General features: G+C 45.0%; 19 protein-coding genes. 3 read left to right on the top strand and 16 right to left on the bottom strand.

Features of this window, described 5'->3' with window-relative positions:
• Positions 1 to 32: 32 nt before the first annotated feature.
• The 3 genes from ACH6C1_RS02125 to ACH6C1_RS02115 form a co-directional block, all read right to left on the bottom strand.
• Positions 33 to 1,472, bottom strand: coding sequence for a glycoside hydrolase family 1 protein (locus tag ACH6C1_RS02125; RefSeq protein WP_374074213.1), 1,440 nt, complete (start codon positions 1,470 to 1,472; stop codon positions 33 to 35).
• A gap of 22 nt (positions 1,473 to 1,494) precedes the next feature.
• Positions 1,495 to 3,396 (bottom strand): beta-glucoside-specific PTS transporter subunit IIABC, encoded by a 1,902-nt coding sequence (locus ACH6C1_RS02120; protein WP_374074211.1) that lies wholly within the window; start codon positions 3,394 to 3,396, stop codon positions 1,495 to 1,497.
• Positions 3,397 to 3,718: 322 nt separating this feature from the next.
• Positions 3,719 to 4,012, bottom strand: a complete 294-nt coding sequence (locus ACH6C1_RS02115; RefSeq protein ID WP_374074209.1) for a DUF3139 domain-containing protein — start codon at positions 4,010 to 4,012, stop codon at positions 3,719 to 3,721.
• A 388-nt stretch (positions 4,013 to 4,400) separates the two neighbouring features.
• On the opposite strand from ACH6C1_RS02115, the gene ACH6C1_RS02110 reads away from it, so the two are divergent.
• Complete coding sequence (locus ACH6C1_RS02110) at positions 4,401 to 5,813, top strand: hypothetical protein (RefSeq protein ID WP_374074207.1); 1,413 nt, start codon at positions 4,401 to 4,403, stop codon at positions 5,811 to 5,813.
• A gap of 144 nt (positions 5,814 to 5,957) precedes the next feature.
• Here the strand turns inward: ACH6C1_RS02110 and ACH6C1_RS02105 are convergent, their stop codons facing one another.
• Positions 5,958 to 6,881 (bottom strand): alpha/beta hydrolase, encoded by a 924-nt coding sequence (locus tag ACH6C1_RS02105; protein WP_374074204.1) that lies wholly within the window; start codon positions 6,879 to 6,881, stop codon positions 5,958 to 5,960.
• A 121-nt stretch (positions 6,882 to 7,002) separates the two neighbouring features.
• On the opposite strand from ACH6C1_RS02105, the gene ACH6C1_RS02100 reads away from it, so the two are divergent.
• Positions 7,003 to 8,199 (top strand): MFS transporter, encoded by a 1,197-nt coding sequence (locus ACH6C1_RS02100; protein ID WP_374074202.1) that lies wholly within the window; start codon positions 7,003 to 7,005, stop codon positions 8,197 to 8,199.
• A 217-nt stretch (positions 8,200 to 8,416) separates the two neighbouring features.
• Here the strand turns inward: ACH6C1_RS02100 and ACH6C1_RS02095 are convergent, their stop codons facing one another.
• From ACH6C1_RS02095 to ACH6C1_RS02040, 12 genes are all read right to left on the bottom strand, one after another.
• Positions 8,417 to 9,127, bottom strand: coding sequence for a FadR/GntR family transcriptional regulator (locus ACH6C1_RS02095; RefSeq protein ID WP_286160667.1), 711 nt, complete (start codon positions 9,125 to 9,127; stop codon positions 8,417 to 8,419).
• Positions 9,128 to 9,231: 104 nt separating this feature from the next.
• Positions 9,232 to 10,596 carry a glucarate dehydratase gene (gene gudD / locus ACH6C1_RS02090; protein WP_374074200.1) on the bottom strand — a complete coding sequence of 455 codons (1,365 nt, stop codon included), beginning with the start codon at positions 10,594 to 10,596 and terminating at the stop codon, positions 9,232 to 9,234.
• Between the two features lie 18 nt (positions 10,597 to 10,614).
• Entirely contained in the window at positions 10,615 to 11,928 is a 1,314-nt protein-coding gene (locus ACH6C1_RS02085; protein WP_176465632.1) for an MFS transporter, read from the bottom strand.
• A 106-nt stretch (positions 11,929 to 12,034) separates the two neighbouring features.
• A complete protein-coding gene (gucD, locus tag ACH6C1_RS02080; RefSeq protein WP_374074198.1) occupies positions 12,035 to 13,501 on the bottom strand; it encodes an alpha-ketoglutaric semialdehyde dehydrogenase GucD in 1,467 nt (488 codons plus the stop codon).
• Positions 13,502 to 13,504: 3 nt separating this feature from the next.
• Positions 13,505 to 14,449: a 5-dehydro-4-deoxyglucarate dehydratase gene (gene kdgD / locus ACH6C1_RS02075; RefSeq protein ID WP_374074195.1), complete on the bottom strand. Its 945-nt coding sequence runs from the start codon at positions 14,447 to 14,449 to the stop codon at positions 13,505 to 13,507.
• A gap of 442 nt (positions 14,450 to 14,891) precedes the next feature.
• On the bottom strand, positions 14,892 to 15,320 hold the full coding sequence (locus ACH6C1_RS02070) for a hypothetical protein (RefSeq protein ID WP_374074193.1): 429 nt from the start codon (positions 15,318 to 15,320) through the stop codon (positions 14,892 to 14,894).
• Positions 15,321 to 15,429: 109 nt separating this feature from the next.
• Positions 15,430 to 16,296: an SDR family oxidoreductase gene (locus ACH6C1_RS02065; RefSeq protein WP_095221403.1), complete on the bottom strand. Its 867-nt coding sequence runs from the start codon at positions 16,294 to 16,296 to the stop codon at positions 15,430 to 15,432.
• Positions 16,297 to 16,395: 99 nt separating this feature from the next.
• Positions 16,396 to 18,450, bottom strand: a complete 2,055-nt coding sequence (locus tag ACH6C1_RS02060; RefSeq protein WP_374074190.1) for a beta-galactosidase — start codon at positions 18,448 to 18,450, stop codon at positions 16,396 to 16,398.
• A 21-nt stretch (positions 18,451 to 18,471) separates the two neighbouring features.
• Entirely contained in the window at positions 18,472 to 19,320 is an 849-nt protein-coding gene (ganQ, locus tag ACH6C1_RS02055; protein ID WP_374074188.1) for a galactooligosaccharide ABC transporter permease GanQ, read from the bottom strand.
• The gene (ganP, locus tag ACH6C1_RS02050; protein WP_374074186.1) at positions 19,317 to 20,573 is read right to left on the bottom strand and encodes a carbohydrate ABC transporter permease; all 1,257 of its coding nucleotides are present in this window, start codon (positions 20,571 to 20,573) and stop codon (positions 19,317 to 19,319) included. The genes ganQ and ganP overlap by 4 nt, the downstream gene beginning before the upstream one ends.
• A 57-nt stretch (positions 20,574 to 20,630) precedes the next feature.
• On the bottom strand, positions 20,631 to 21,899 hold the full coding sequence (gene ganS, locus ACH6C1_RS02045; protein ID WP_483887685.1) for a galactooligosaccharide ABC transporter substrate-binding protein GanS: 1,269 nt from the start codon (positions 21,897 to 21,899) through the stop codon (positions 20,631 to 20,633).
• A 121-nt stretch (positions 21,900 to 22,020) separates the two neighbouring features.
• The gene (locus ACH6C1_RS02040) at positions 22,021 to 23,025 is read right to left on the bottom strand and encodes a LacI family DNA-binding transcriptional regulator (RefSeq protein ID WP_374074184.1); all 1,005 of its coding nucleotides are present in this window, start codon (positions 23,023 to 23,025) and stop codon (positions 22,021 to 22,023) included.
• 175 nt (positions 23,026 to 23,200) lie between these two features.
• Here ACH6C1_RS02040 and ACH6C1_RS02035 point away from each other — a divergent pair, with 175 nt between their 5' ends.
• Positions 23,201 to 24,373 (top strand): galactokinase, encoded by a 1,173-nt coding sequence (locus ACH6C1_RS02035; protein ID WP_374074182.1) that lies wholly within the window; start codon positions 23,201 to 23,203, stop codon positions 24,371 to 24,373.
• Positions 24,374 to 24,379 lie beyond the last annotated feature (6 nt).

The following is a 24,379-nucleotide window of genomic DNA, read 5'->3' as shown; positions in this document are numbered from 1 at the left end:
TATCCAGTTCATCTGGATAAGGTTTCATCTGCTTACAGTTGTGCACCATTTGTTTCAATCACGTTTTTATACCAATGGAACGATTTCTTCCGGCTCCGTTCCAATGTACCGCTCCCATCATCATGTTTATCCACGTAGATGAAACCATAACGCTTAGAGTACTCCCCTGTAGAGGCACTTACCAAGTCAATACAGCCCCAGCTTGTATAACCCATCAAATCCACGCCATCTTCAACGGCTTCACCCATTGCTTTGATATGATCACGAAGGTATTCGATGCGATAATCATCGTTGATGCTGCCATCTTCTTCGACTTTATCATACGCACCAAGTCCGTTTTCCACGATGAACAATGGCACTTGATAGCGATCATACATATCATTCAATGCAATACGCAGACCCAATGGATCGATTTCCCAGCCCCAGTCGCTTGCTTTTAAGAACGGGTTTTTCACACCAGACATGATATTGCCCTGTGCCTTCTCTTCATCGCTCTTTTCTGCTTTCTCTGTGCGGGACATGTAGTAGCTGAAACCAATGTAATCGACTGTTCCTGCTTCGATAGTTTCCAAGTCACCTTCTTCAATCTGGAGCTCCACACCTTGTTCCTTGAAGAAACGTTTAGCGAATGCTGGATATGCACCGCGAACCATCACATCTCCGCAATAGTTATTGAACAAGCGAGCTTCCTGATCTGCATAGAAGATATTTTCCGGCTTACTGTCATATGCGTATACCGGTGCATAAATAATCATGCAGCCAATCTGTGCCTCTGGGTTTACTTCGTGACAGTATTGGACAGCTTTTGCACTGGCAATAAATTGATGATGCAGACCTTGGACTACTGATTGATACTTATGCTCACCTGGCTGGATGGAGAAACCCAGGCTCATGATCGGCATGATAAGTCCGCTATTGATTTCATTGAATGTCATCCAATATTTCACTTTATCTTTGTAACGATCCAGAACAGCTTTTGCATAACGCTCGAAGAAAGTGATGACCTCACGGCTCTTCCAGCCGCCATATTCTTTCACTAGGTTAACTGGCATTTCATAATGAGAGATAGTAACAACCGGTTCAATACCGTGCTTAAGCAGCTCGTCGAACACACGATCATAGAAAGCAAGCCCTTCCTCATTCGGCTCCAGCTCATCGCCTTTTGGGAAAATACGAGTCCAAGCAATGGACATACGGAATACTTTGAAGCCCATTTCCGCAAATAGTGCGATATCTTCTTTATAACGATGATAAAAGTCGATTGCTTCGTGGTTCGGATACGAGTATTTATCCGTATCGATTTCAAAATCAAATCCTGGCTCTGCCAAGATGCGCAGACGCTCTTTCCCGCCTGGAAGTACATCTGCGATATTCAAGCCCTTATTGCCTTCATGGAAGCCTCCTTCCATTTGGTTAGCTGCCGTTGCGCCGCTCCATAGGAATCCTTGTGGAAATACTGTTTGATTTGTCATAGTCTATCTCTCCTTTTATGATTTAGGATGCTTCTTTTGATGTCGTTGCAGGAACTGCCAAATCCAGTATTGCTTCCCCGCTGGTAATAGTTCCTTCTGCAAGTGCTGTGATATCTTCATATTCAGCTGTATTTGTGATGATAATAGGTGTTATTACGTCATATCCTGCAGCTTGAATGGCTTCTATATCAAAGGATACAAGCTTTTGTCCTTTTTGGACTTTATCACCTGAGGCGATATGAGCTGTGAAATGCTCCCCATTCAATTTCACCGTATCAATACCGACATGAATCAAAACTTCAGAGCCATTTGTACTTCTTAAGCCAATAGCATGTTTTGTTGCGAATAACGTAACTACTTCACCATCTACAGGAGATACTACTTCACCTACTGTCGGAAAGATTGCTGTACCTTTACCCATGATTTCCTGCGCAAATGTCGGATCACTTACTTCTGCAAGCGAGCGAACCTCTCCTGCCAGCGGACTAGCGATGACTTCAGATGCTCTCTCAGAATCTGTTTCTTCTGCTGTATCTACTGCTTTTTCTTCTGTCGTTGTTGTTTCCTCAGCAGGTGCTGCAACATCTTCAAAGCCCATGATCCATGTCATGATAGCTGCTGCAACGAATGCCAGGACGAGACCAAGAATGGCAAAGATGAACTCTGGTCCTACGAAAGTAGGAAGACCTGGAAGTCCTGCCATACCGGCAACGATATAGGCTTTTACATCCGTAAGCGCATATAGTAATCCACCGGCTGCAGCACCGATCAAGGCTGCAACGAATGGTTTCTTCAATCGCATATTAACCCCGTACATAGCAGGCTCTGTAACGCCCATAGTTGCTGTTAAAGCAGTTGTGAAGGACAACGACTTGAATTTTTTGTTTTTAGATCGCATTGCAACCGCGAATGCAGCACCAGCTTGTCCAAAGTTGGCAAGGAACATGGCTGGGATCATGTAATCAAAGCCATTTACTGCAATATTATTCAGCATAATTGGTACAAGTGCGTAATGCATACCAGTAATGATGATAAGCGAGAACGTTCCTGCAAGCAGGATCATAGCGATTATTCCAGCATTCTGGAATAAGAAGTTTGTTCCCGCAGACAAGTAGTTACCGGCTATAGCTCCAAGTGGCCCTACTGTAATCAAGGTAACTGGAACTACAACTAACAAAGTTACTGTCGGGACAACGATCAGCTTTAAGGAAGCATGTGTTACACGGTCTATCCATTTCTCCACATAAGACGCAATCCAGATAGCCAGCAAGATTGGTATAACCGTAGATGAATAGGTTGCGACTGTTACTGGCAATCCTACAAAGGAGATGGATCCTCCTTCTGCGAACAAAGCAGTCAGCGTCGGATGCAGGATGGCTGCTCCTATCGCAGCTGCCACATACGGATTGGACCCGAATTTACGTGCTGCACTGATTGCCAGAAGTATCGGCAGGAAGTAGAATGCACCGTCTCCGATTACAGTCAGGATTTGATACGTCTGGGAGGCTTCTTGCAGCCAGCCGAATGTCACTAGCAGCGCCGCAATACCCTTGATCATACCGGCACCAGCGATAGCTGGCAGAATCGGTGTGAATACACCGGAAATAACGTCGAAGATAGAGCTGATTACATTTTTCTTTTGTTTCGATTCTTCGCCCTCTGTACTCTTTGATTCACTTAGATTGCTATTTGCTATAATTTCCTTATAAACCTTAGGTACTTCATTGCCGATAATCAGCTGAAACTGACTGCCGCTGATATTGGAACCAAGAACACCATCTACCTGCTCCAATCCTTGACGATCTGCTTTACTGTTATCGTACAAGTTGAAGCGAAGGCGTGTCATACAATGGATGACATTTTGTACGTTCGATTCTCCGCCTACCAATTGCAAAATTTCTTCTGCTGTTTTACGATGATTCATGATAGACCCTCCATTCGGGGATATTATAGTGAGGATAAAGGATGCCGCCTTTATCCTTTTTTCTTTGATAAGCTTAAGGTTTGGTACACAAAAAAACCCAAACTACACCCCGTGCACAAAGTTTCCTCTGTCTTCGGAATATAATTTAGGTTTTGCCTGCTTATCAGTAACAATCCTAAAGGATAGTTGTATTCGGTTGTTTGTATTACACACTCAATTTATCATGTAAGCGGATTATTGTCAACGCTTTCAAAATATTTTTTTATGGATATATTACTAACTAACAACAAAAGAAGGCAAGGCTTAAATTAGCCCAGCCTGTTTAATTCAGTTGACTAATAGTTGAGGATTCAAATATTACATCGTCACCGTCTTTGTAGTAATAGTAGACTTTACTATCATCTTTCAACCTAACAGCAACCATATAATTCGCGTTACCTCTCAAATTCGCAATGAAAGGTTCCATACTAATAATATCAGTTTCCTCAGTACTCTTATTAAGCAAATATTCATGAACAGCTTCTTCGGCACTGTGTTTTCTATATGAAATGTAACCCCAAATAGCAATAGGAATGAGCATCAGAATAACGATTACAATCAATATGGTCTTTTTCATGATTTTCCTCTTATCGTTTTTCACCTGACTATACCATGTAAAAGTTGGTATAGTCATCATAATTTATTTTATGATGCATAAAAGAGCGTATAAAACCAATCCCTATTACAAAAAACGTTAAAAAAGAAAATGGTGATGAGGGTCTATTTCAATCTCTTCCTTTTGCAATAATTGAAATAGTAGCTGTTCTGGTGGTAATCTACTTGACGTTCCACATAGGAAAGCTGACCGAATTCATTTTCCTCTTCTCTTTACTTCGTTTAGCTCTCGTACATTGCACCCATAGGGAATCCTCTCATTCATTTACACGCTCCAATGAAGCAATAGTCACCGGTACCTCCTGCCTTACATAGGCTATGGCACATGATGAGATGAAGGAGGAACCCGCTTGACGGACCTGACAATGGCCCATTGGATGTATCTGGCAGGAACACTTTTGATTATTTTAACGATGCTAGTTCGGCAGAATGTGCTGGTTCCAGCATTATTGATGACCTTCTTAGTAGGTTGGACGTACACGGGGACGCTTGTGGAGGGACTGCAGGCAACCTTCAGCGCAAGTCTCACAGCTGCCTCGGAACTATTTAATATCTTCTTAATCATTACCGTTATGACTGCTTTGCTGCAGTCTTTAAAAGCATTACGGGCTGACGAACGGATGATCCGTCCTTTTGGCTATATTATGACTAACGGCCATACTTCCTTTTGGGTATTGGCATTCATTACGTACTGTATTTCCCTATTCTTTTGGCCTACACCTGCCGTACCGCTCGTAGGTGCAATTCTGCTCCCTGTTGCAATCAAAGCCGGCCTGCCGCCACTAGCTACTGGTGTGGCAATGGCGATTTCCGGCCAAGGTATGGCCCTTTCTGCTGACTATATTATTAAAATCGCACCAATGCTGAGTGCAACAGCCGCTGGTGTAGAGACAGCTGCGGTGGCGGACAAAGCGCTTATATTATCGCTTATCACCGGTATCACAGCCTTGCTGCTGGCATACTTCCGTATCCGAAAAAAAATCTCTGCCCCTTCCATTGTGCATCTGGAAAGATGGAATGGGAACGATGCGTCCAGTGAAGCTCATTCAGGTAATAACCCGAGGTTCAGTGTCTTGTTTGCAATTCTGGTGCCTGCTGCCTTTCTTGTTGTTGTTATCTACATGGCCTATACGGCCTTCAGCAATACAGCTTCTCTTGAGGGCGGGGCAGGTGCTGCTTTAATTGGAGGTGCTGCTATCCTTCTAATGATTGCAGCAGCAGCCGCTTACAATTGGAAACAATCCTTGCATAATGTGAGTGACCACTTGGTAGACGGCTTCACCTTTGCTTTCCGGGCAATGGGGCCGGTTATTCCGATTGCAGGATTTTTCTTTTTAGGAAGCGGGGAAATATCTGCCAGGATATTCGGTCTGGAAGATGCGGCGCAGGCTCCTTCCTTTCTCTTTGATTTAGTAGAAGCTGGTCAGCACTATATTCCAGAAAATCCTATTTTCGCCGGATTTGGTTTACTGATAGTCGGCATGGTAACTGGACTGGACGGGTCAGGCTTTTCCGGGCTCCCTCTCGTCGGGGCCCTTTCAGGCGCCCTAGCACCTGCTGTCGGTATGGATGCCTCTACGCTTGCTGCAATTGGACAAATGGGAGCGGTTTGGGTTGGTGGCGGCACGCTGATCGCCTGGTCTTCTATTGTAGCGATCGCTGGATTTGCACGGGTGCCGGTGATGGAATTAGTGCGGCAATGTTTTATCCCAGTCGTTACCGGACTTTTACTTTCTACCATCATCGGAATTTGGTTATTGTAAGAGATACAGGGACTTTGGACATAAGTGTTTACCTAAATCAAACGCCGTACTTAAATCTTCTTTGTGAAGATTTAAGTACGGTTTTTCCATTACAATGCTTGTATGATTTTTAGGACTTCTCCTAGGAAGGGTAACGGCACTCGATCATTTATACAGAGCTTGTCTCAGCTGAGAAGCTCCTTCTGCGACAGCTTGATGCGCTTCCTCTACTTGAGCTGTAAAACCAGCAAACCCATGGATCAGCCCTTCATAATTCTTCACGAAAACATCGACACCCTCCTGCTTTAGCTGTTCAGCATAAGCCAGTGCTTCATCCCGCAATGGATCATATTGAGCTGTCAAAATAGCTGCAGGCGGCAATGTATGGAGCAGCTCAGAGTGAACAGGCGATGCATATGGATTAAAACGGTCTGCTTCCGTCCGGTAATAATGACTGCGGAACCAATGCATTAAACGTTTGGTCAATAAAAAGCCTTCCGCATTTTCACGTAACGAAGCCGGCTCTTCTCCGATATATCCCGTCGATGGGTATAGAAGCAATTGGAATACAGGTTTTTGTCCGCTTCTTTCCTCTGCCAGCAGACATACAACTGTTGCCAGATTTCCACCTGCACTATCCCCTCCGACAGCTATTTTGTTGTGTTCGATTCCTAACCCTTCTGCATTGGCGGTTATCCATTGGTAGGAATCATACGCATCTTCCACGGCTGCCGGGAATTTATGTTCCGGTGCCAGCCGGTAATCTACCGAGATCACTGTACAATCTGCCAGATTGGCAATCTCACGGCAAGTTGCATCATGTGATTCAATGCTGCCGACAACCCAGCCGCCGCCATGATAAAAGACCAATGCTGGCTGCACCTTATTTTCAGAACGATAGATACGGATCGGCAGCACCCGATCATTTAATTCGATTTGACGGTCTTCAACTTTAGCTACCTCTTGTTTCGGTCCATCATCCTGCATTCTTGCTTGGTTGCGAAACTGTTCGGGTGAGACCGTTTCAAGCGGTATCGGCTGAGCATTCACTTCTTTCAAAAATGCTTGTATTTTTGGATTCAATCCCATGATAGTTCCCTCTTTTCATTCTTTTTTCCACTATCTTACTGTAATTTAAACATGGGTGCATTGCAGCACCCTCTAACAAGGTTTACAATAAGATAATTCCATACTGACAGGAGTACAGCTTATGAAGAAATCAACGTATATCTGGTTAGGCATCGCTTTATTCGCAGCAGCACTGAATTTACGGCCGGCAATCAACTCCATTTCACCGCTTATTGAAATCATTCAATCGGAATTACATATGAATGCATCCAGCGCAAGTCTGCTCACTTCCATACCCGTTTTATGTATGGGGATCTTCTCACCGGTTGCCGCCAAGTTGGCCAATCGCTTCTCGCTTGAATATGTGATCGGCTGGTCCTTAGCCGTCATTGGCATCGGTACAATCATTCGCCTGTTCACTCATACTTCCTTCTTCCTTCTGTCAACTGCATTCCTGGCAGGAATCGGTATTGCAGCTGCAAGCCCCCTGCTTTCCGGTTTCATCAAAAAATACTTCCCTGATAGCAGCGCGTTTATGATCAGCATTTATACTGCTGCCTTAGCTGTTGGTGCCGGCATGGCTTCCGGGGGTGCAGCACCTATTCAGCATATTGTTGATTCCTGGCAAATCTCTTTGGCTGCCTGGTCATTATTAGCACTTGCAGCAATCATAATATGGGTCCTCGTCGTATTACCTCAAAAAAAGAAGGATAGGGCAATCCAAACATTCGGCGGCGCAGAGAAACTGCCTTGGAACCAGTGGAATGCCTGGCTGCTTACCTTTTCCTTCGGTGGTATGTCGTTTATTTTCTATTCGTTGACTGCTTGGCTCCCCCCTATTGTAGAAAATATGGGGTACAGCAAAATCTATGCAGCCAACTTGCTCGTCATATTCATGCTTCTGCAAGTACCTGCTAACCTAGCCATACCTTATCTGCTGAAGAAGATTCCGAGCCGTCTCTTCTGGCTTGTAACGGCCGCCCTTTTCGAATTGATCGGCTTTGGGATGATCTCCTTATCCTTCCTCCCTTGGCTGGCAGCTTGTTTCATCGGCCTCGGGGCCGGCGGTTTGTTCGCTATGAATTTGCTGCTTCCGATCGATGTGACAACAACCCATCAGGCAGCAGCCTCCTGGTCTGCCATGGTGCAGGCAGTCGGCTATATCCTCGGATCATTCGGCCCTGTTATTCTAGGGGCTGTCAATGATATGACCGGAAGCTTTTCTTATTCCATATTTGTATTGATAGCTGTGAATCTTTTGATGATCGTGATGCAGGTTCTCTCCGTCAAACGGAACTTCAAGCAAGAAAAAGTTGCCTCCAGACCAAAAATTGGATGATTAGCAGTTTGCTAGATTGGGTATCTTATTACTACAAACCCAATAACAAGGAGGATTCAAATCATGAGTTCATTAACAAAAGACGTTTTCACAACATATGCCGAGGAAGATACATTCGAGCTGGAGCCCTACTTAGATCATCTGTTTGAATTGAATGAAGAAGAATCCGATAATGAATAAATAAAAGAAGCAGCGGCTGCGGAACCGCTGCTTCTTTCTATTCACCTTTTTTCTCCTGCTGTCCTTCGAGAATCTTCTTCTGCACAAAGCGCAGATGCTCATACATTGCTGTATGCGCTTTGTATGCATCTCTTTCCTTCAATGCTTCATATATACGCTTGTGATGTGCCACTGTCTTTCCTTTTTCCCTTACAATGATATGGTTATTGATTTTTGCATGATATAAGAGAAGCGAGTGAATCATACCATCGAGAATCAGGTTATTCGCACTTAAGGCAATGATCCGATGAAATCGTTTATCTGCCTGTCCGTAGTTATTGTCCTGTGATTCCTCGATTTCCACGATCGTTTCATATAGTTCTTCCAGCTGTTCGTCGGTAATCTTCTCCGTTGCGATAGTAATCAGTCCGAGTTCCAATACGATCCTTGCCTCGATGATCGCTTGGATATTATCACTTGCTAAATTCAGCATATCCGAAAAAGGTGCCGAGCCAACCTTCAGATTGAAATAAGTGCCCTCCCGTGTTTTGCGTGTAATGATGCCGAGGGTCTCCAATGCACTCAAGGCTTCGCGCAAAACAGTACGGCTCACGCCGAGGATCGTGATAAATTCCGCTTCGGTGGGCAGTTTGTCCCCCGGCTTCAGCTGGCCGCTCGATAGCAGATGCAAAATCCGTTCCACGACTTGTTTGGATAATGTTTTTCTGTTGACGTGCTCCACGTTCATTTGCAATGGGTCTCTCTCCATCATGTCCAACACCTTTATATGTGATAAACCTATGATACTGGGAATGGCACTAAAATACAAACGCATACAAAAGAGCCGCTCATAAAGATGCGGCTCCGAATCTATCATCGAACAAGACAAGGCTTCTTGTTATCGAATTTCCAATCCCTGATCAAATATTGCATGGCTGCAGCGTCATTCCGGGCACCAAGTCCCATCGATTTATACAGCTTATGGGCTTCTTCTACCTGCTCCATGTCAATCTCGATTCCCAGACCAGGCTTATCGGGTACCGCTAGCTTTCCTTCGATAATTTCATATGGCTCTTTTGTCAATCGCTGTCCATCCTGCCAGATCCAATGTGTATCGATAGCTGTGATATTCCCAGGTGCAGCTGCCGCTACATGTGTGAACATAGCCAAAGATATGTCAAAATGATTATTGGAATGCGATCCCCAGGTAAGTCCCCACTCATGGCACATCTGCGCGACCCTTACAGAGCCCTGCATCGTCCAGAAATGCGGATCGGCAAGCGGAATGTCTACTGCCTGCGACTGGATGGCATGCCCCATCTGACGCCAGTCAGTAGCAATCATATTCGTGGCAGTCGGCAGTCCCGTAGCTCTGCGGAATTCCGCCATAATCTCGCGTGAGGAATAGTCGTTCTCAGCCCCGCAAGGATCCTCTGCATATGCCAGGATATCATGCTTGCCTTTACAGAGGCGAATTGCCTCATCCAGGGACCATGCTCCATTCGGATCAAGTGTTATCCGGGCATCCGGGAATCGTTTGGCTAATGCCTCAATTGCTTGTATTTCCTCTTCACCAGCCAGTACTCCGCCCTTTAGCTTGAAATCTCGGAAACCATACCTTTCATATGTTGCCTCTGCCAGACGTACGATGGCTTCTGGTGTCAATGCTTCTTCATTACGTAAACGGAACCAATCCGATTTTGCATCAGGCTCACTCTTGTACGCAAGATCTGTCTGTCCGCGATCGCCGACGTAGAACAAATACCCAAGCACATCCACTTCGCTGCGCTGCTGTCCTTCGCCTAAAAGCGCAGCGGCTGGAACTTGCAGGAACTTGCCGAGCAAGTCGAGGAGTGCCGCCTCCAACGCTGTCACTGCATGGATCGTTGTACGTAAATCAAAAGTTTGTTCACCACGGCCTCCTGCATCTTGATGAGCGAATTGCTGTCTTACTTGATTGAGGATTGCTTGATAAGAGGCGATTGACTCCCCAATTACAAAGGCTTTCGCTTGTTCAAGCGTCTGTCTGATCTTCTCTCCGCCCGGTACCTCCCCAACACCAACAGCACCAGTATTATCTTTGAGAATAACGATGTTACGTGTGAAATATGGGCCGTGTGCACCGCTCAAATTAAGCAGCATACTATCCCGGCCAGCCACCGGAATCACTTGCATCTCTGTAACAGCTGGCACGTGACTTGATTTTTCTGCTTTTATATTCTCTGATACTTGGTTCATATTACAATCCCCTTCCGATTATTTTGTTGGTGCTTCCAATTCTACGCGTTCGATTTTTCCAACGATGAATAGATAGCTTAGGATGGCAACAAGTGCATTGGCTCCTACGAATATTAGTGCACCATTAAAGGAACCTGTTGCATTGACGATGTATCCAATGATGATCGGCGTTGTGATGGAAGCAATGTTTCCGAATGTATTGAAAAGCCCTCCGCTGACACCAGCTGTCTGCTTCGGAGAGGTATCCGAAACGACTGCCCAGCCTAAAGCACCAAAGCCTTTCCCGAAGAAAGCGAGTGACATGATAACTACAACAAGCCATTCTGCATCGACATAGTTACAAATGATCATAGTGCAGGAAAGCAGCATTCCGATGATAATCGGAGTCTTACGCGCAATCGTCAAAGAAAGATTTTTCCGGAGAAGGAAGTCGGAGAACATCCCGCCAAGGATTCCCCCGAGGAAACCGCAAATAGCTGGCAGAGAAGCTATGAACCCCGCCTCTAGAATAGACATGCCGCGCCCTTGAACCAAATAAACCGGGAACCAAGTCAGGAAGAAGTAGGTCAGTGTTGTGATACAATACTGCGCGATATAAATACCGATCAGCATCCGCTTTTTCAACAGCTGTTTAATGAATGGCCACTGAGATTGCTTCTCCCCAGTGTTTTCCTTCTTCTGATCCATATCCACGACTCCACCGCCAGCTTCGATATAATCGATTTCCGCTTGGTTTGCCCGCGGATGCTCACGCGGATTACGGATCACTTTCAGCCATACAAATGCCAAAGCGATTCCGATTGCTCCCATTACATAGAAGACAGACTCCCAGCCGAATCTGTAAGTCAGCCATCCCATCAGCGGTGAAAAGATGACAAGTGCGAAATACTGAGCTGAATTGAAGATAGCTGATGCTGTTCCCCGTTCATTACTCGGGAACCAAGCTGCGACAACTCGGCTGTTTCCCGGAAATGACGGCGCTTCAGCAAAACCGACAAGGAAACGAAGAGCAAATAAGACGATAATGGCAGTTCCTGCGGCAAAAAAGCCGATTGCTCCTTGCAGCAAAGTGAAAATTGACCAGAACAAAATGCTCATTCCGATAACAAGCTTGGAACCGAATTTATCCAGCAATATCCCGCCTGGTATTTGCCCGACTACATAGGCCCAGCCGAATGCAGAAAACACATAACCCATACTGACAGCATTCAATCCGAGGTCTGACTGCAATGCATCTCCCGCTATACTGATCGTTGCTCGGTCAGCATAGTTGACGGATGTGACTAAAAACAACATCATGACGATAAACCAACGGACCTTCGATTTCTTCATCTGTGAATTCTGCAGGTTGTCTCTGACTTTATCCATATGCTTCATTCCTCCGCTCTATTGTAAGCGTTGTCAATATTCAAGAAGGAAAAAGGGCCGAAATAGCCCTCTATCCTTTTACAAATACAGTCTTGATGCTCGTAAAGAACTCCTTGGCAGCTTCTCCCTGCTCTCTCGAGTGGGAGCTTGATTGCTTCATTCCGCCAAATGGAGCCTGCAGCTCTACTCCGGCACTTTCCGCATTGACACGGACAAGCCCTGCTTCCATATCTTCCACGAACTGCAGGAATCGTCCAATGTTCTTCGTGAAAATAGATGCACTTAACCCGAATTTTACATCATTCGCCACATCTATTGCTTTTTCCTCCGAATCCACCTTGATCAAAGCGATGACAGGGCCAAAAATCTCCTCTTGAGCAATCACCATGTCATTGGTTACATCCTCAAAGATAGTCGGCTGGACGTAAAAGCCTTTACTATAATCTCCATCTGTCAGCTGCTCACCACCCAGGATAAGCTTAGCTCCTTCTTCCATACCTTTTTGGATATAGTGAAGGCAGTTATCCAGCTGCGCTTTACTTGCTATCGGACCAAGCCACACGTCCTGCTCGAGGCTGTTGCCAATCGTGATTTCCTTCGTCTTTTCAATCAGTCTATCCCGGAATGCTTCATATATCGGCTCTTCTACAATGACTCTGCTTGTAGCAGTACACTTTTGACCCGTGGAACGGAATGCACCGCTGATTGTTGCATCCACTGCCTGTTCGATATCTGCATCAGCAGCTACAATGACCGGATTTTTCCCGCCCATCTCCAGCTGATACTTTGCTCCTCTCTCCAACGCCGTCAAACCAATGCCTTTTCCGACATTATTGGAGCCAGTGAAGGTAATACCATTTACCTTCGGATGCTCGGCCAACCCTTTCCCGATGACAGAACCCGCACCAGTAACCAGATTGATGACGCCTTTTGGAAAACCTGCCGATTCAAAGCACTCGATTATTTTGATTGCTGTAATAGCAGTTTCAGAAGCCGGCTTAAACACGATGGTGTTGCCGTAAATAAGCGCAGGCGCCATTTTCCAAATAGGAATTGCAACAGGGAAGTTCCACGGAGCAATGACACCGACAACTCCTAAAGGAACTCGCGTTGTATACATGAAGGCTCCAGGATCGGTCGATGGAATAACATCACCTGTTTTCCGCATCCCCTCCGCTGCATAATACTTCAGGATGGCAATACCGCGCTGCGTTTCACCGCGAGCTTCCGGCAATGTTTTTCCCATCTCTTTTGTGGCCGTTTCGGCAATCTCTTCGGCACGTTCCTCCAGGATAGCTGCAGCCCGATAAAGGAACTCTCCTCTGGCAGCACCGGATAAGCTTCGCCATTCCTTCCGTGCTGTATCCGCTGCTTCAACTGCCGATTCCAAATCGACGGTTGTAGAGCTCTGGATCTGACCAACAGGTTTGCTGGTATCTGCTGGATTAATGACCGTGATCTGTTCTGCTGATTCTGATTCCTGCCATTCTCCATTGATAAAGTTACGATATACATTCGTTGTTACATTTGTAGCCATGTATTAGCTCTCCTTTATCTCTGAGATTTTCTCTTTGCGCGGATATTTGTCCAGTGCCTTCGAAAGGATCTGTTCCATTTCGTTATAGTGCTCTTTTGTTACTGGTACAACCGGAGGACGTACATACCCTCTTGTCTGCAAGCCGATGATCTCCATCCCTGCTTTGATCAAGGAAACGGCGTAGCCTTTGCGTTGTTTCCTTATACTGTTGATTGGCAGGATGACATCTGCATATAATGCATCCAGCGTATCCTGGTCGCCAGCTAGCAGCGCCTCATAATACATTCGGGAAATATGCGGGATATAATTTGAAATAGCTGAGGAATAAGTTGTTATCCCGAGCAGGACATAAGCAGGCATTGTGACCTCCGCCATCGGCATACCGTTCAGGAAATCAAGTCTCCCTTTAAATTCCTGCGTCAGACAAATATTCAAATCCATATTCCCGATGCCATCCTTAAACCCCTTCAGTTGGGGAAAAGCCGCCAGCCGTCTAACCGTCTCGACAGAGTAGACCGCATTATCCCTTTGATAGATAATCGCATCCAAGTCTGGTGCACTCTCGAATATTTCTTTTGCATACTGATAAAGTCCTTCCTGCTCCCCTTGAATCAGATAAGGCGGAAGCAGCAAAAATCCGTCAGCTCCTTTTTCCTCTGATATCGCAGCCAGTTCAACAGCAGTACGGAGATTACCGCCGACTCCTGTATAAATCGGAACCTTGCCAGCAACTGCTTCCATCGCTGTATCCAGCATCGCTTCATACTCTTTCCTATCCAAAGATTGGAATTCACCGGATCCACAAGCGATATAAATAGCATCCAGACCTTCTTCTACTAGAAAGTGGATATTTTCAAATAGTGCTTGTTCATCAAGCTTTCCAGCTTCGGTAAATGGTGCCACCGGAAACCCTAGAATACCTTTGGCTATTCCTGTTGATTGTCCCATAGCGTACCTCCTCAAGTAAGCGTTATCAATTCCGTTTGTTTAATTGTATTACAAATAGACAAAAGTGCAAATAATTTTTAGGTCTTTGAAAATACCGAAGAAAATATTGATAAAAGAAAAAACGGTATTCAACGAAACAGAGAAAGTATCACCATAAAATACGGCATAAAAAAAGGGACCTAATCCCTATCTGTAATTTCTTCCGTAATTGGGTTTCGTTTCACTCCCAATCGGTTATACAACAACTAACCCCCATATCTTAATCAGTTACAAAATTGTTCAGCATGTATCCAATGAATTCGTTCATTGGATATTTTTTTGTGTTTAAAAATAATAGTGAAGTACCAGACTACATCAAAGAAAACAAAATAAAGGAACAAGCATTTTAGAGATGTAAAATTGCTTGTTCCTTGTTTTGTTTCCTATTTGAGTGAAGACTCTTTTAAACGCTGAAATCTTCATGAATGAATCCGCCATAGAACTTGTTAGAAGGTACTTCGTAGCCTGTTACCGTTCCGAATTTCCGCATCATTACAGCGTTCCATGCCAGGAACCAAGCTCGATCCTCCTGCAGTCCATCCAGCATCATCGGCGTTACTTCCACTTGTCCGTCAAAGAGATGCACACCAAGTGAAGCAAGTTTCTCTAAATCCCCCGTCAGCTCATAATCAGCAAGCATCTGGCGATAATCGAATTGACAGCTGTCAAACTTGAAGTATGGTTTGAAGAGCTTGTACAGCCTGCTGTCACCTGCCATCAGATATAAGACGGCAAGGCAGCCTTTATGCTGTAATACTTCCGCATTCCCAATACCAGCCCGCAAATTCTGATACTTGATTTCGTGATCCTCATCGTGGAATTTAATATACATGTTCATCCCTCCTCCCAAAAGATTTTGCTTATTGAGTAGTAGGAATCTTTTCCCTTTCCTTCTAAAAGACAAACAAAAAACCCCGTCCGACGGACAGGGTTTTTAGCTGTCAGGAAGATGTATAAGATCCTCCATTGATGTGGATTGCTTGACCAGTCATATAAGAAGCTTCATCAGATGCAAGCATTACATACGGCCATGCATGCTCGGAAGGCTGCCCTGGACGTCCCATCAGGCTGTCTTGTCCGAACTGCTCAATTTTATCTTCCCCGATAGTAGCCGGGATGAGCGGTGTCCATACTGGACCAGGTGCTACAGAGTTAGCACGAATTCCTTTCTTGATAAGGCTTTGGGCGATACTGCGCGTCCAAGCTGTGATAGCACCTTTTGTCGCTGAATAGTCCATGAACATCGGGTTGCCTCGGTAAGCATTGATGGAAGACGTACTGATGATAGAGTCTCCAGCTTTCATATGACGCACAGCTGCTTTCGTCAAATAGAATTGGGAGAAGAAGTTAACACGGAATACTTCCTCAAATTGTTCTGAGGATATCTCAAGCACATCCTCCTGCACATACTGAATAGCTGCGTTGTTCACTAGAATATTGATCTTGCCGAATTCCTCAACTGTCTTTTCGACTAAGCTGATACAATGCTCCTCATCCTTGATGTCTCCTGGCAGCAGCAAGCAGCGCTTACCTTCTGCTTCCACAAGACGTTTCGTCTCTTCAGCATCTTCCGTTTCATCAAGGTAGCTAATTGCGACATCCGCACCTTCTTTTGCGTAAAGGATAGCAACCGCACGGCCGATACCGGAATCACCGCCTGTTATAAGAGCTGCTTTTCCTTCCAATCTTCCTACACCTTTGTAATCCAGCGGCTGATGCGGCAGTGGATCCATTTTTGCTTCAATGCCCGGCTGGCGATCCTGCTGGTGCGTACTAGTTGAGCCATTCATCATATCTTTCGGTTCCATAGAAAAGTCTCCTTTGTATCTTGATTGATACAATACCTTTCCACATCCTCTTAGCAGTCAAACGTCTAACCGAAAGTAAACTATCAGGCTCTGCCATTATCACTTGCTCAGACGAAGCACTTTCACCTCATAGGAATCCAGCTGAATCTCTCCTTCTACATCCCCTTCCTCCAGTACATCCTCATACACTTGATCCAGTTGTATGTTACTTGTCTCTTCACTGAAATTCATGACAAAGATAAACAAGGAATCAGCATTATAGCGTACTTGAATGGATACTCCTTCTTGCTTCGTAATACCAACTGATGCGTGAATCTGCTCTGTTTTCAATATTTCCGAATAAAAGTCGTCCTGGAATGCATCCTCTAATCTAGCACCAATATAATAGGCATTGCCCTCTCCATAAGCATGCTCCGTGACAGCAGGTGTTCCTGCATAGAAATCTTCTTCATAATCACTTATTCCATTCGCACCGGTAAGCTCAAGGACTGTCGCATAATCCTTTACTTCATAATGCCTGCCTTTATAAAGGACTTGATTGCGATCTCGCGGATACAGTGTATCCGTTTCAATTGGCCGTAATCCGAATACATCCGTAAGCTTCTCCTGCCATGCTCCTTTATGCACCAGGTCGTACTCATTCACCACACCGCTGATATACGTCATAACCAGCTTGCCGCCATTCTTCACAAATGCTTCGAGTTTTTCTGCGGTCTGGTCATCCATCATATACAGCATCGGGATGACTAAAAGCTTATACTTGGAGAAATCATGATTTTTCATAATAACGTCCACAGGAATATCCCGTTTCCAAAATGGCCGGTAGTGTGCGTGCATTGTCTTAATATATTGCTTGGAATCCAATCCGTATCCTTGTGCATCTTCTAACGCCCAGTCATTTTCCCAATCATACAAGAGCGCTACTTCCGCAGTACGATGCGTACCTTTAAGTCCGGCTAGTTTTTCCATTTTTTTGCCTAGCTCTGCCACTTCCCGGAATACACGATTATCCTGCGAACGATCATGATCGACGACCGCCCCATGAAATTTTTCTGTTGAACCACGTGATTTGCGCCATTGGAAATAAAGGATACTATCCGATCCATGAGCAAGCATCTGCATCGAAGCAAGGATATGCATGCCTGGTCGCTTCGCTTTGTTCACAGGATGCCAGTTGACGGCACTTGGTGTATTTTCCATCAGTAAAAATGGCTGATCCTTTAGTGTCCGGTACAAGTCATCAATGAATCCAACCTTCATCGCTAGCTCTGCAGTTGTTTCCCAGTCATTATGCCAAGTCGGATACGCATCCCAGCTAATTACATCAACCTTTTCTGCGAAACGGTTGTAATCCAGTCCGCGGAATGGGATCAAATCAGGTGTGTCTGCCATAAAATTCGTCGTAACTGGAACGTCCGGAGTAATCTCACGTATCGGAACCATCTCATTCTCCATGAAACGGACAGTTTGATCAGTTGAGAATCGCCGCCAATCCAGGCGCAGTCCATGCACGCCATCTTCTCCATTCGGTGAAGGGGATTCTACCTGCTCCCAATCAGTAAACGTGTGACTCCAAAACGGTCCCCACCATGCATCGTTCAAGGCTTCTAAATTTCCGTCATATTTCTCTTTCAGCCATTCACGAAAAGCACTCTGGCAACGTTCGCAATGGCAATCACCGCTGTACTCATTGGAAATATGCCATAGCAGTAACGCCGGATGCTTTCCATACCGCTCTGCCAGCTTTCGGTTTATCTTCTCTGTTTTCTCCAAATATGTCGGGGAAGTGAAGCAATGGTTATGCCTGCCTCCATGCAGCTGTTTTACTCTTGCTGCATTCACTCGCAGTACATCCGGATATTTTTGAGACATCCATGCAGGGCGGGCACCGCTTGGAGTAGCTAAAATCACTTTTCCGCCAAAGGAATGTATGTCATCGAAAATCTTATCCAGCCATTCAAAATTGTACACACCCTCTTCAGGCTCTAATGCACTCCAAGCGAAAATGCCAACCGAGAAAGTGTTCGTATGTGCCAATTGCATCAATTCAATGTCTTCTTTCAGAACATCGGGGTACTTCAGCCACTGATCGGGGTTGTAGTCTCCTCCATGCAGCAAAAAAGGTGCTTTTAACTCACGCTTCGATTGATTCATTTCCTTCTCTCCCTTTTCTGGTTATCCTTTCGTTCCGCCTGTCGTCAGGCCCGAAACAAAGTTCCGCTGCAGCAGCAGGAAGACGATGGCGATTGGAATACTGATCAGTATGGCTCCAGCTGCAAACGTCGTATAGCTCGCTCCCATAACTTCATTCACTAAGTTAAACAGACCAATTGGAAGTGTATAAGCTTCCGTCGTACGCAAAATGACAGAGGACAAAACAAAATCGCCTAATGGCACCGTGAACCCATTCATGGCGACAACCGCCAGCATCGGCTTCGATAATGGCATGATGATTTGCCAAAATGTCCGGGTGAAGCTTGCGCCATCTATCCGCGCACTTTCATCCAGCTCCATCGGAATGGAATCCATATAGCCCTTCATTAAATACGTATTCATCGGAATCAGCCCCCCGATGTACAGCAGGATCAGCAACCAATGACTGTTGACCATATCCAGCATCTGCGCCAGGACAAAAAGGGCGATTAGTGCTGAAAATTGCGGAATCATTTGCAGCAGCAGAAAGACAGTCAATGTATTCTTCCTGCCTCTGAAACGGAATCGTGAAAAAGCATAGCCTGTGAACGAAACACTGATGATAGCACCAAGCATCGTGAAGAAGCTGATCTTAACCGAATTCAAATACCACTGCACATACGGCAGGGATTCAGAGCCTTCGAACAGTTCTTTATAATGTGCCAGCGTCGGATTTTTCGGAATGATGGATGTACTGATCAAGCTGTTTCCAGGGTTGAAGCTTGCGCCAATTGTCCACGCGAGCGGATATAGAATCATTATCGACATAACAATCAGCACACCATAGGAAAGTGTAAGGCGAATCAAACGTGATCGATTCCGCATGCTCATGCTCCTTCCTTGAATGTACTTGATTTTCGGAACTGCCATAACGCAATGGATACGACAACAACAGATAACATGATAGTCAGGGCAGCTGCCAAAGCATATTGGCTGGACTGCATGGTCAGTTTATAAATCCATGAAACCAAAATATCTGTACCGCCGGCAGTGGAATCCGGAACCGCCGGACCTCCCGCATTAAACAGGTAGATAATATTGAAGTTATTAAAGTTGAATGTGAATTGCGTTATGATGATAGGTGAGATCGACAATAGAATCATCGGCATCGTAATATGGCGGAACTTCGAAAAAGCCGACGCCCCATCGATTGTCGCCGCTTCATACAAGTCCTCGGGTATCGATTGCAGCACACCAGTTGTCACAAGAAAAATGTACGGAAAACCAAGCCACCCTTGCATCATGATCAGTGCGAATCGCGCCCAATTCGGATCTGTCAGCCAAGGAATGGCATCGAGACCGAGTGCGGCAAGGATATCGTTGTTAACAGCTCCGAAACTGTCATTGAACAAGCCCGCGAAAATCAATATGGTGACGAAGCCAGGAACTGCCCATGGTAAGACGAGAATCGTACGAAACAGTTTCTTGAAACGTATCTCCTTTTGATTGACGATAACTGCGAGAAAGATTCCTAATGCCACTTGCAGCGCAGAGGCGACAATTGTCCAAACGACCGTCCATGCAAGCACATCGAAGAAAGTAGATCGCCAGATATCGACAGTGAAGATTTCCTTGAATGTACTGAACCCGACCCATTCGACCAGTTTAGCTGGTGGTGAATTATATAAATCATAATTCGTAAAGGCGATCGCAAAGCTGAAAAGAATCGGGAAAACGACAGCGAACAATAGCAGCAGAAATGCCGGTCCGCTGATCAAATACGGATAACCCTTGAACAGCACATGCTGATACTGCTGCCGAAGAGTGTAAAGCGTCTGCTTGTTATCTCGCATAACGCCCGTTTTATAAGCATCCCGCAGATTTAAATAATAGACGATCATACCTAGGAAGATGACAATCAACGCTATGAGTCCTTCTGCCAATAAGAAAATCGAGTTATCTCTTGGGATCTCAGTCCCTAGCGTAACGATTCCCCACAGTCCCATATTCAACATATCCTTAAATGCAACAAAGAAAGAAACCGTTATCAGCAGAAACAGTAATCCTTTCAGCCATTGCCGATGATAAAACTGACCGAAACCCGGTATGATCGAGAGCAACAATGCTACTTTACGATGCTGCATGCCTATTCCTCCTCTTACATAGGAAATACGTGCCGGCATTGTGCCGGCACGTATCCATCATTTCTCGCCGTGATTTGCCTCAATTTGACCTTTAATTGATTTTACTGCCTGATCGAGAGCTTCCTGCGGCTCGGATTTCCCAGTCGCAATCGTCTGCAAAGCAGCATCCGTTGGTTTCCACACTTCATTCATTTCCGGTATGCCAGGTGTGAGGTCAGAGAACTGTGATTGTTCTGCAATCGCCTTTGAAGCATCGCTTTCCATCACTTCCTGATCCTCTGCCAGCGCCTTCACTGCCGGAACCTCTTTTGTCTTTTCATAACGAACCTTTGATACTTCCTCATTACTTAAATACTTCACTAGCTCTTCTGCCAACTCCGCATTCTTAGAGAACGTGCTTACGTTATAGCTTTTTACTCCGATAAATGCGCGCATATTTTCTCCATTGGATAGCTTCGGCAAGGAAGCAATACCATAGTCGACTCCAGCTGTTTCAAATGGTTCCAAATTCCATGGACCTGATATGATGGCAGCCGCTTTCCCTTCAGTAAACAGCGACTCGATAACGTTGATTCCTTGCTCACCCACTAAGCCCGATGGGAATAGCTTCTCATCGTAGAAACGCTTGATCTCACTTGCGCCTTCTACCGCTCCTTCATTGTTTAATCCGATGTCTTCCGGATTAAACGTACCATCGCTGTTCTTGCCGAAGACGTAGCCGCCATAGCCGCTCAGCACGCTATTGGCATAATAGGTCTGATCAAACAGTGCCAGGAAACCATATTGCTCCCCTTGACGAACTTCTTTGGAATAGTTGAACCATCCCTCCAAGTCCTCCGGCAGCTCCTCTTCGGTTATTAGAGCTTTGTTATAGTAAAGCATCGTCGTTTCAACAGCTTTCGGAAGTCCATACACTTTACCGTCGACGATTTGCGATTGCATGGCTGATTCTGTGTAAGCCGATTGCAACGTTTCATCAACCGCCAATTCCTTCACTAAACCCTCCGCAACAGCAGATCCCATTTGGTCTCCCGGCATTGTGAATACATCAGGACCTGACCCAGCTGGGCCGTCCAGCCGTAAATCTTCTAATTGCTGGGCATAGTTTTTCTCAACGATTTCTACCGTCACATCATGTTCTTTTTCAAATTCGGCTACAGCGTCTTCAATACCGATTGCTTTCTCTTTATCTTCCCAAATGACTAATTTGTCACTTTTTTCGGACTCACTTCCATCCGCACCGCTCTCTTGCGGTCCACACCCAGCCAGTAAAACTCCCGTCATTAAACCAGATACCAAGCCAAGGACTAGCTTTTTCCTTTTCACTCGACCCCACTCCTTTTATTGAAAGCGTTTACAATATTAAACATAGCATTCTGTCTATCCGAAGTAAACAATTATTTTACCTATTTAGGTAAATAATTTACGCAAACAAAAAACGACTTTATTAGTCAGTCGCTTTCGTCATCGTACTCTTTCTTTCGACAATCTCGCCAGTAATTAGTACTGTCTTAGATAATGTCCGCTTACCTAGTATTTGTTCCAGCAGCAAATCAATAGCTGACTTGCACACTTCATTCAAATCAATACGGACAGTCGTCAAAGGAGGAGATACATATTTTGCCACACTAATATTATTGATACCGATAACGCTTACCTGCCCCGGAATAGCGATACCTTCTTCATTCAATGCCTGGAGCATGCCTACAGCAATCGGATCAGCAGCTGCAACGAATGCACTCGGCAGCACACCCAATTCATCAATCGCCTTTTTCATTAAGCCATAACCATTTTCAACGCTGAAACCACGTCTGCAAAGAACGGATCGATCATCCAGGATACCCTTTTCCTCCATATAGGTACGGAAAGCCTTCTCTCTGGGATCCATCTCATCTCTCATCGTATCCGGGTTTTGAAATGTTCCGCCAATGAAGCCTATTTCGCGGTGCCCTTGCTCCAGCAAATGGTCTACCTGCTTCCTCGTAATCCATTCCAAATCGGGACGTACAGCATCGTAATGATCCGGATTTGGAGATGAATCAATGAATACACCATTCTTAGTTAAATTCTGCAGCTTTACGTGCTCCGCTTTCGTGAAGCTCCCCACCGCCAGAAACCCTTGGATAGTATCGGGAACAGCTTCTATCCCATCCTCTTTTTTGTATAAAGTCAATTCAACATTTCGTTCTTTCGCACATTGTTCCAGCGCCTTACGCATCGTTTTGAAATAAACATCCTCCAGCTCTTCTGTAACTGTTACCCAATAGAGAAAAGCTATTTGCTTAATCCGTATATGGACTTCTTTCTTTCGATAATTCAGCCGTTCTGCCACTGCAAATATTTTATCTTTTGTTTCTTCTGTCACAGATAGGCTTTCGTCGTGATTCAGCACCCTGGAGACTGTGGAAACAGAAAATCCGACTTCATTTGCGATTTCTTTTATTGTTGCCAAACCCCTCACCTCTTCTGATTAGATTATGACAGATAAACATACATTAGTAAACTTTTTACTAAATATTTAACTCTCAAAATAGGCTTAAGTATCCCTTGCTTCCAATTCCTCCTTATAGTACACTATCCGTAACTTAGTTAATTAAATTAATAAAGTACATTTAGGAGGCATCGTAATGACGCTTAATCAGAATCTAACAGCTTCATTTCAAGAAATCTTCCAAACTACTGAAAATCCACGCCAATTCTTTGCACCTGGCAGAATCAATTTAATCGGTGAGCACACTGATTATAATGGCGGACATGTATTTCCAGCAGCAATCTCTTATGGGACTTATGCTTTAGCAGCAAAACGCAGTGATAACTTAATCAGATTTTACAGCATGAACTTTTCTGAAACCGGTATCATTGAACGCAGGTTAGATGACCTTGCCTTTCAATCCGACGATGATTGGGCCAATTATCCAAAGGGTGTATTGCTTTATTTACAGCAAGCTACCGACAAAATAACATCTGGCATGGACATCCTTTATTACGGAGATATACCAAATGGAGCGGGTCTCTCTTCTTCTGCTTCCATTGAGCTAGTTACTGGCGTATTGGCTGATAGCATATATGGACTTGGAATGGAACGTATTCCGCTTGTACAGCTTGGACAACGGGTGGAGAATGAATATATCGGTGTAAACAGCGGCATCATGGATCAATTTTCGGTCGGGATGGGTAAACAAGGGCACGCTATCCTGCTTGACTGCAACACATTGGATTACGAGCATGCACCCGTAGATTTGTCTGAACATGTGATTTTGATTGCCAATACGAATAAACAGCGAACTTTATCCGGTTCAAAATATAACGAACGCCGATCAGAATGTGAAGCTGCCCTGCAGGATTTACAGCAAAAACTCAAGATTAATAGTCTCGGCGAGCTCTCTCCAGAAACATTTGAACAGCATCACACATTAATCAGCAATCCTGTCCACGTCAAACGTGCACGTCATGCTGTATATGAGAATAACCGCACGATCGAGGCGTTGAAAAAGCTTCAAAGGCATGACTTGGCTGCTTTCGGGGAATTGATGAATGATTCGCATCGTTCACTGCGGGATGATTACGAAGTGACTGGACAGGAACTCGATACGATTGTTGAAGCTGCCTGGGCACAGGATGGTGTTCTCGGCGCTCGCATGACAGGTGCTGGATTCGGCGGCTGCGCAATTGCATTAGTGGAAAAAGATAAGATTGATGCAGTCCAAGCAGGTATCCAGCAGCACTATAAAGAAAAAATCGGATATGAGGCAACCTTCTATACTGCTACGATTGGTGACGGTGCAAAGGAATTAGCATAAAGGATG

The organism is Terribacillus sp. JSM ZJ617, from assembly GCF_044383785.1.
Lineage (GTDB): Bacteria > Bacillota > Bacilli > Bacillales > Amphibacillaceae > Terribacillus.
This window is presented reverse-complemented; position numbering and strand designations above follow the sequence as displayed.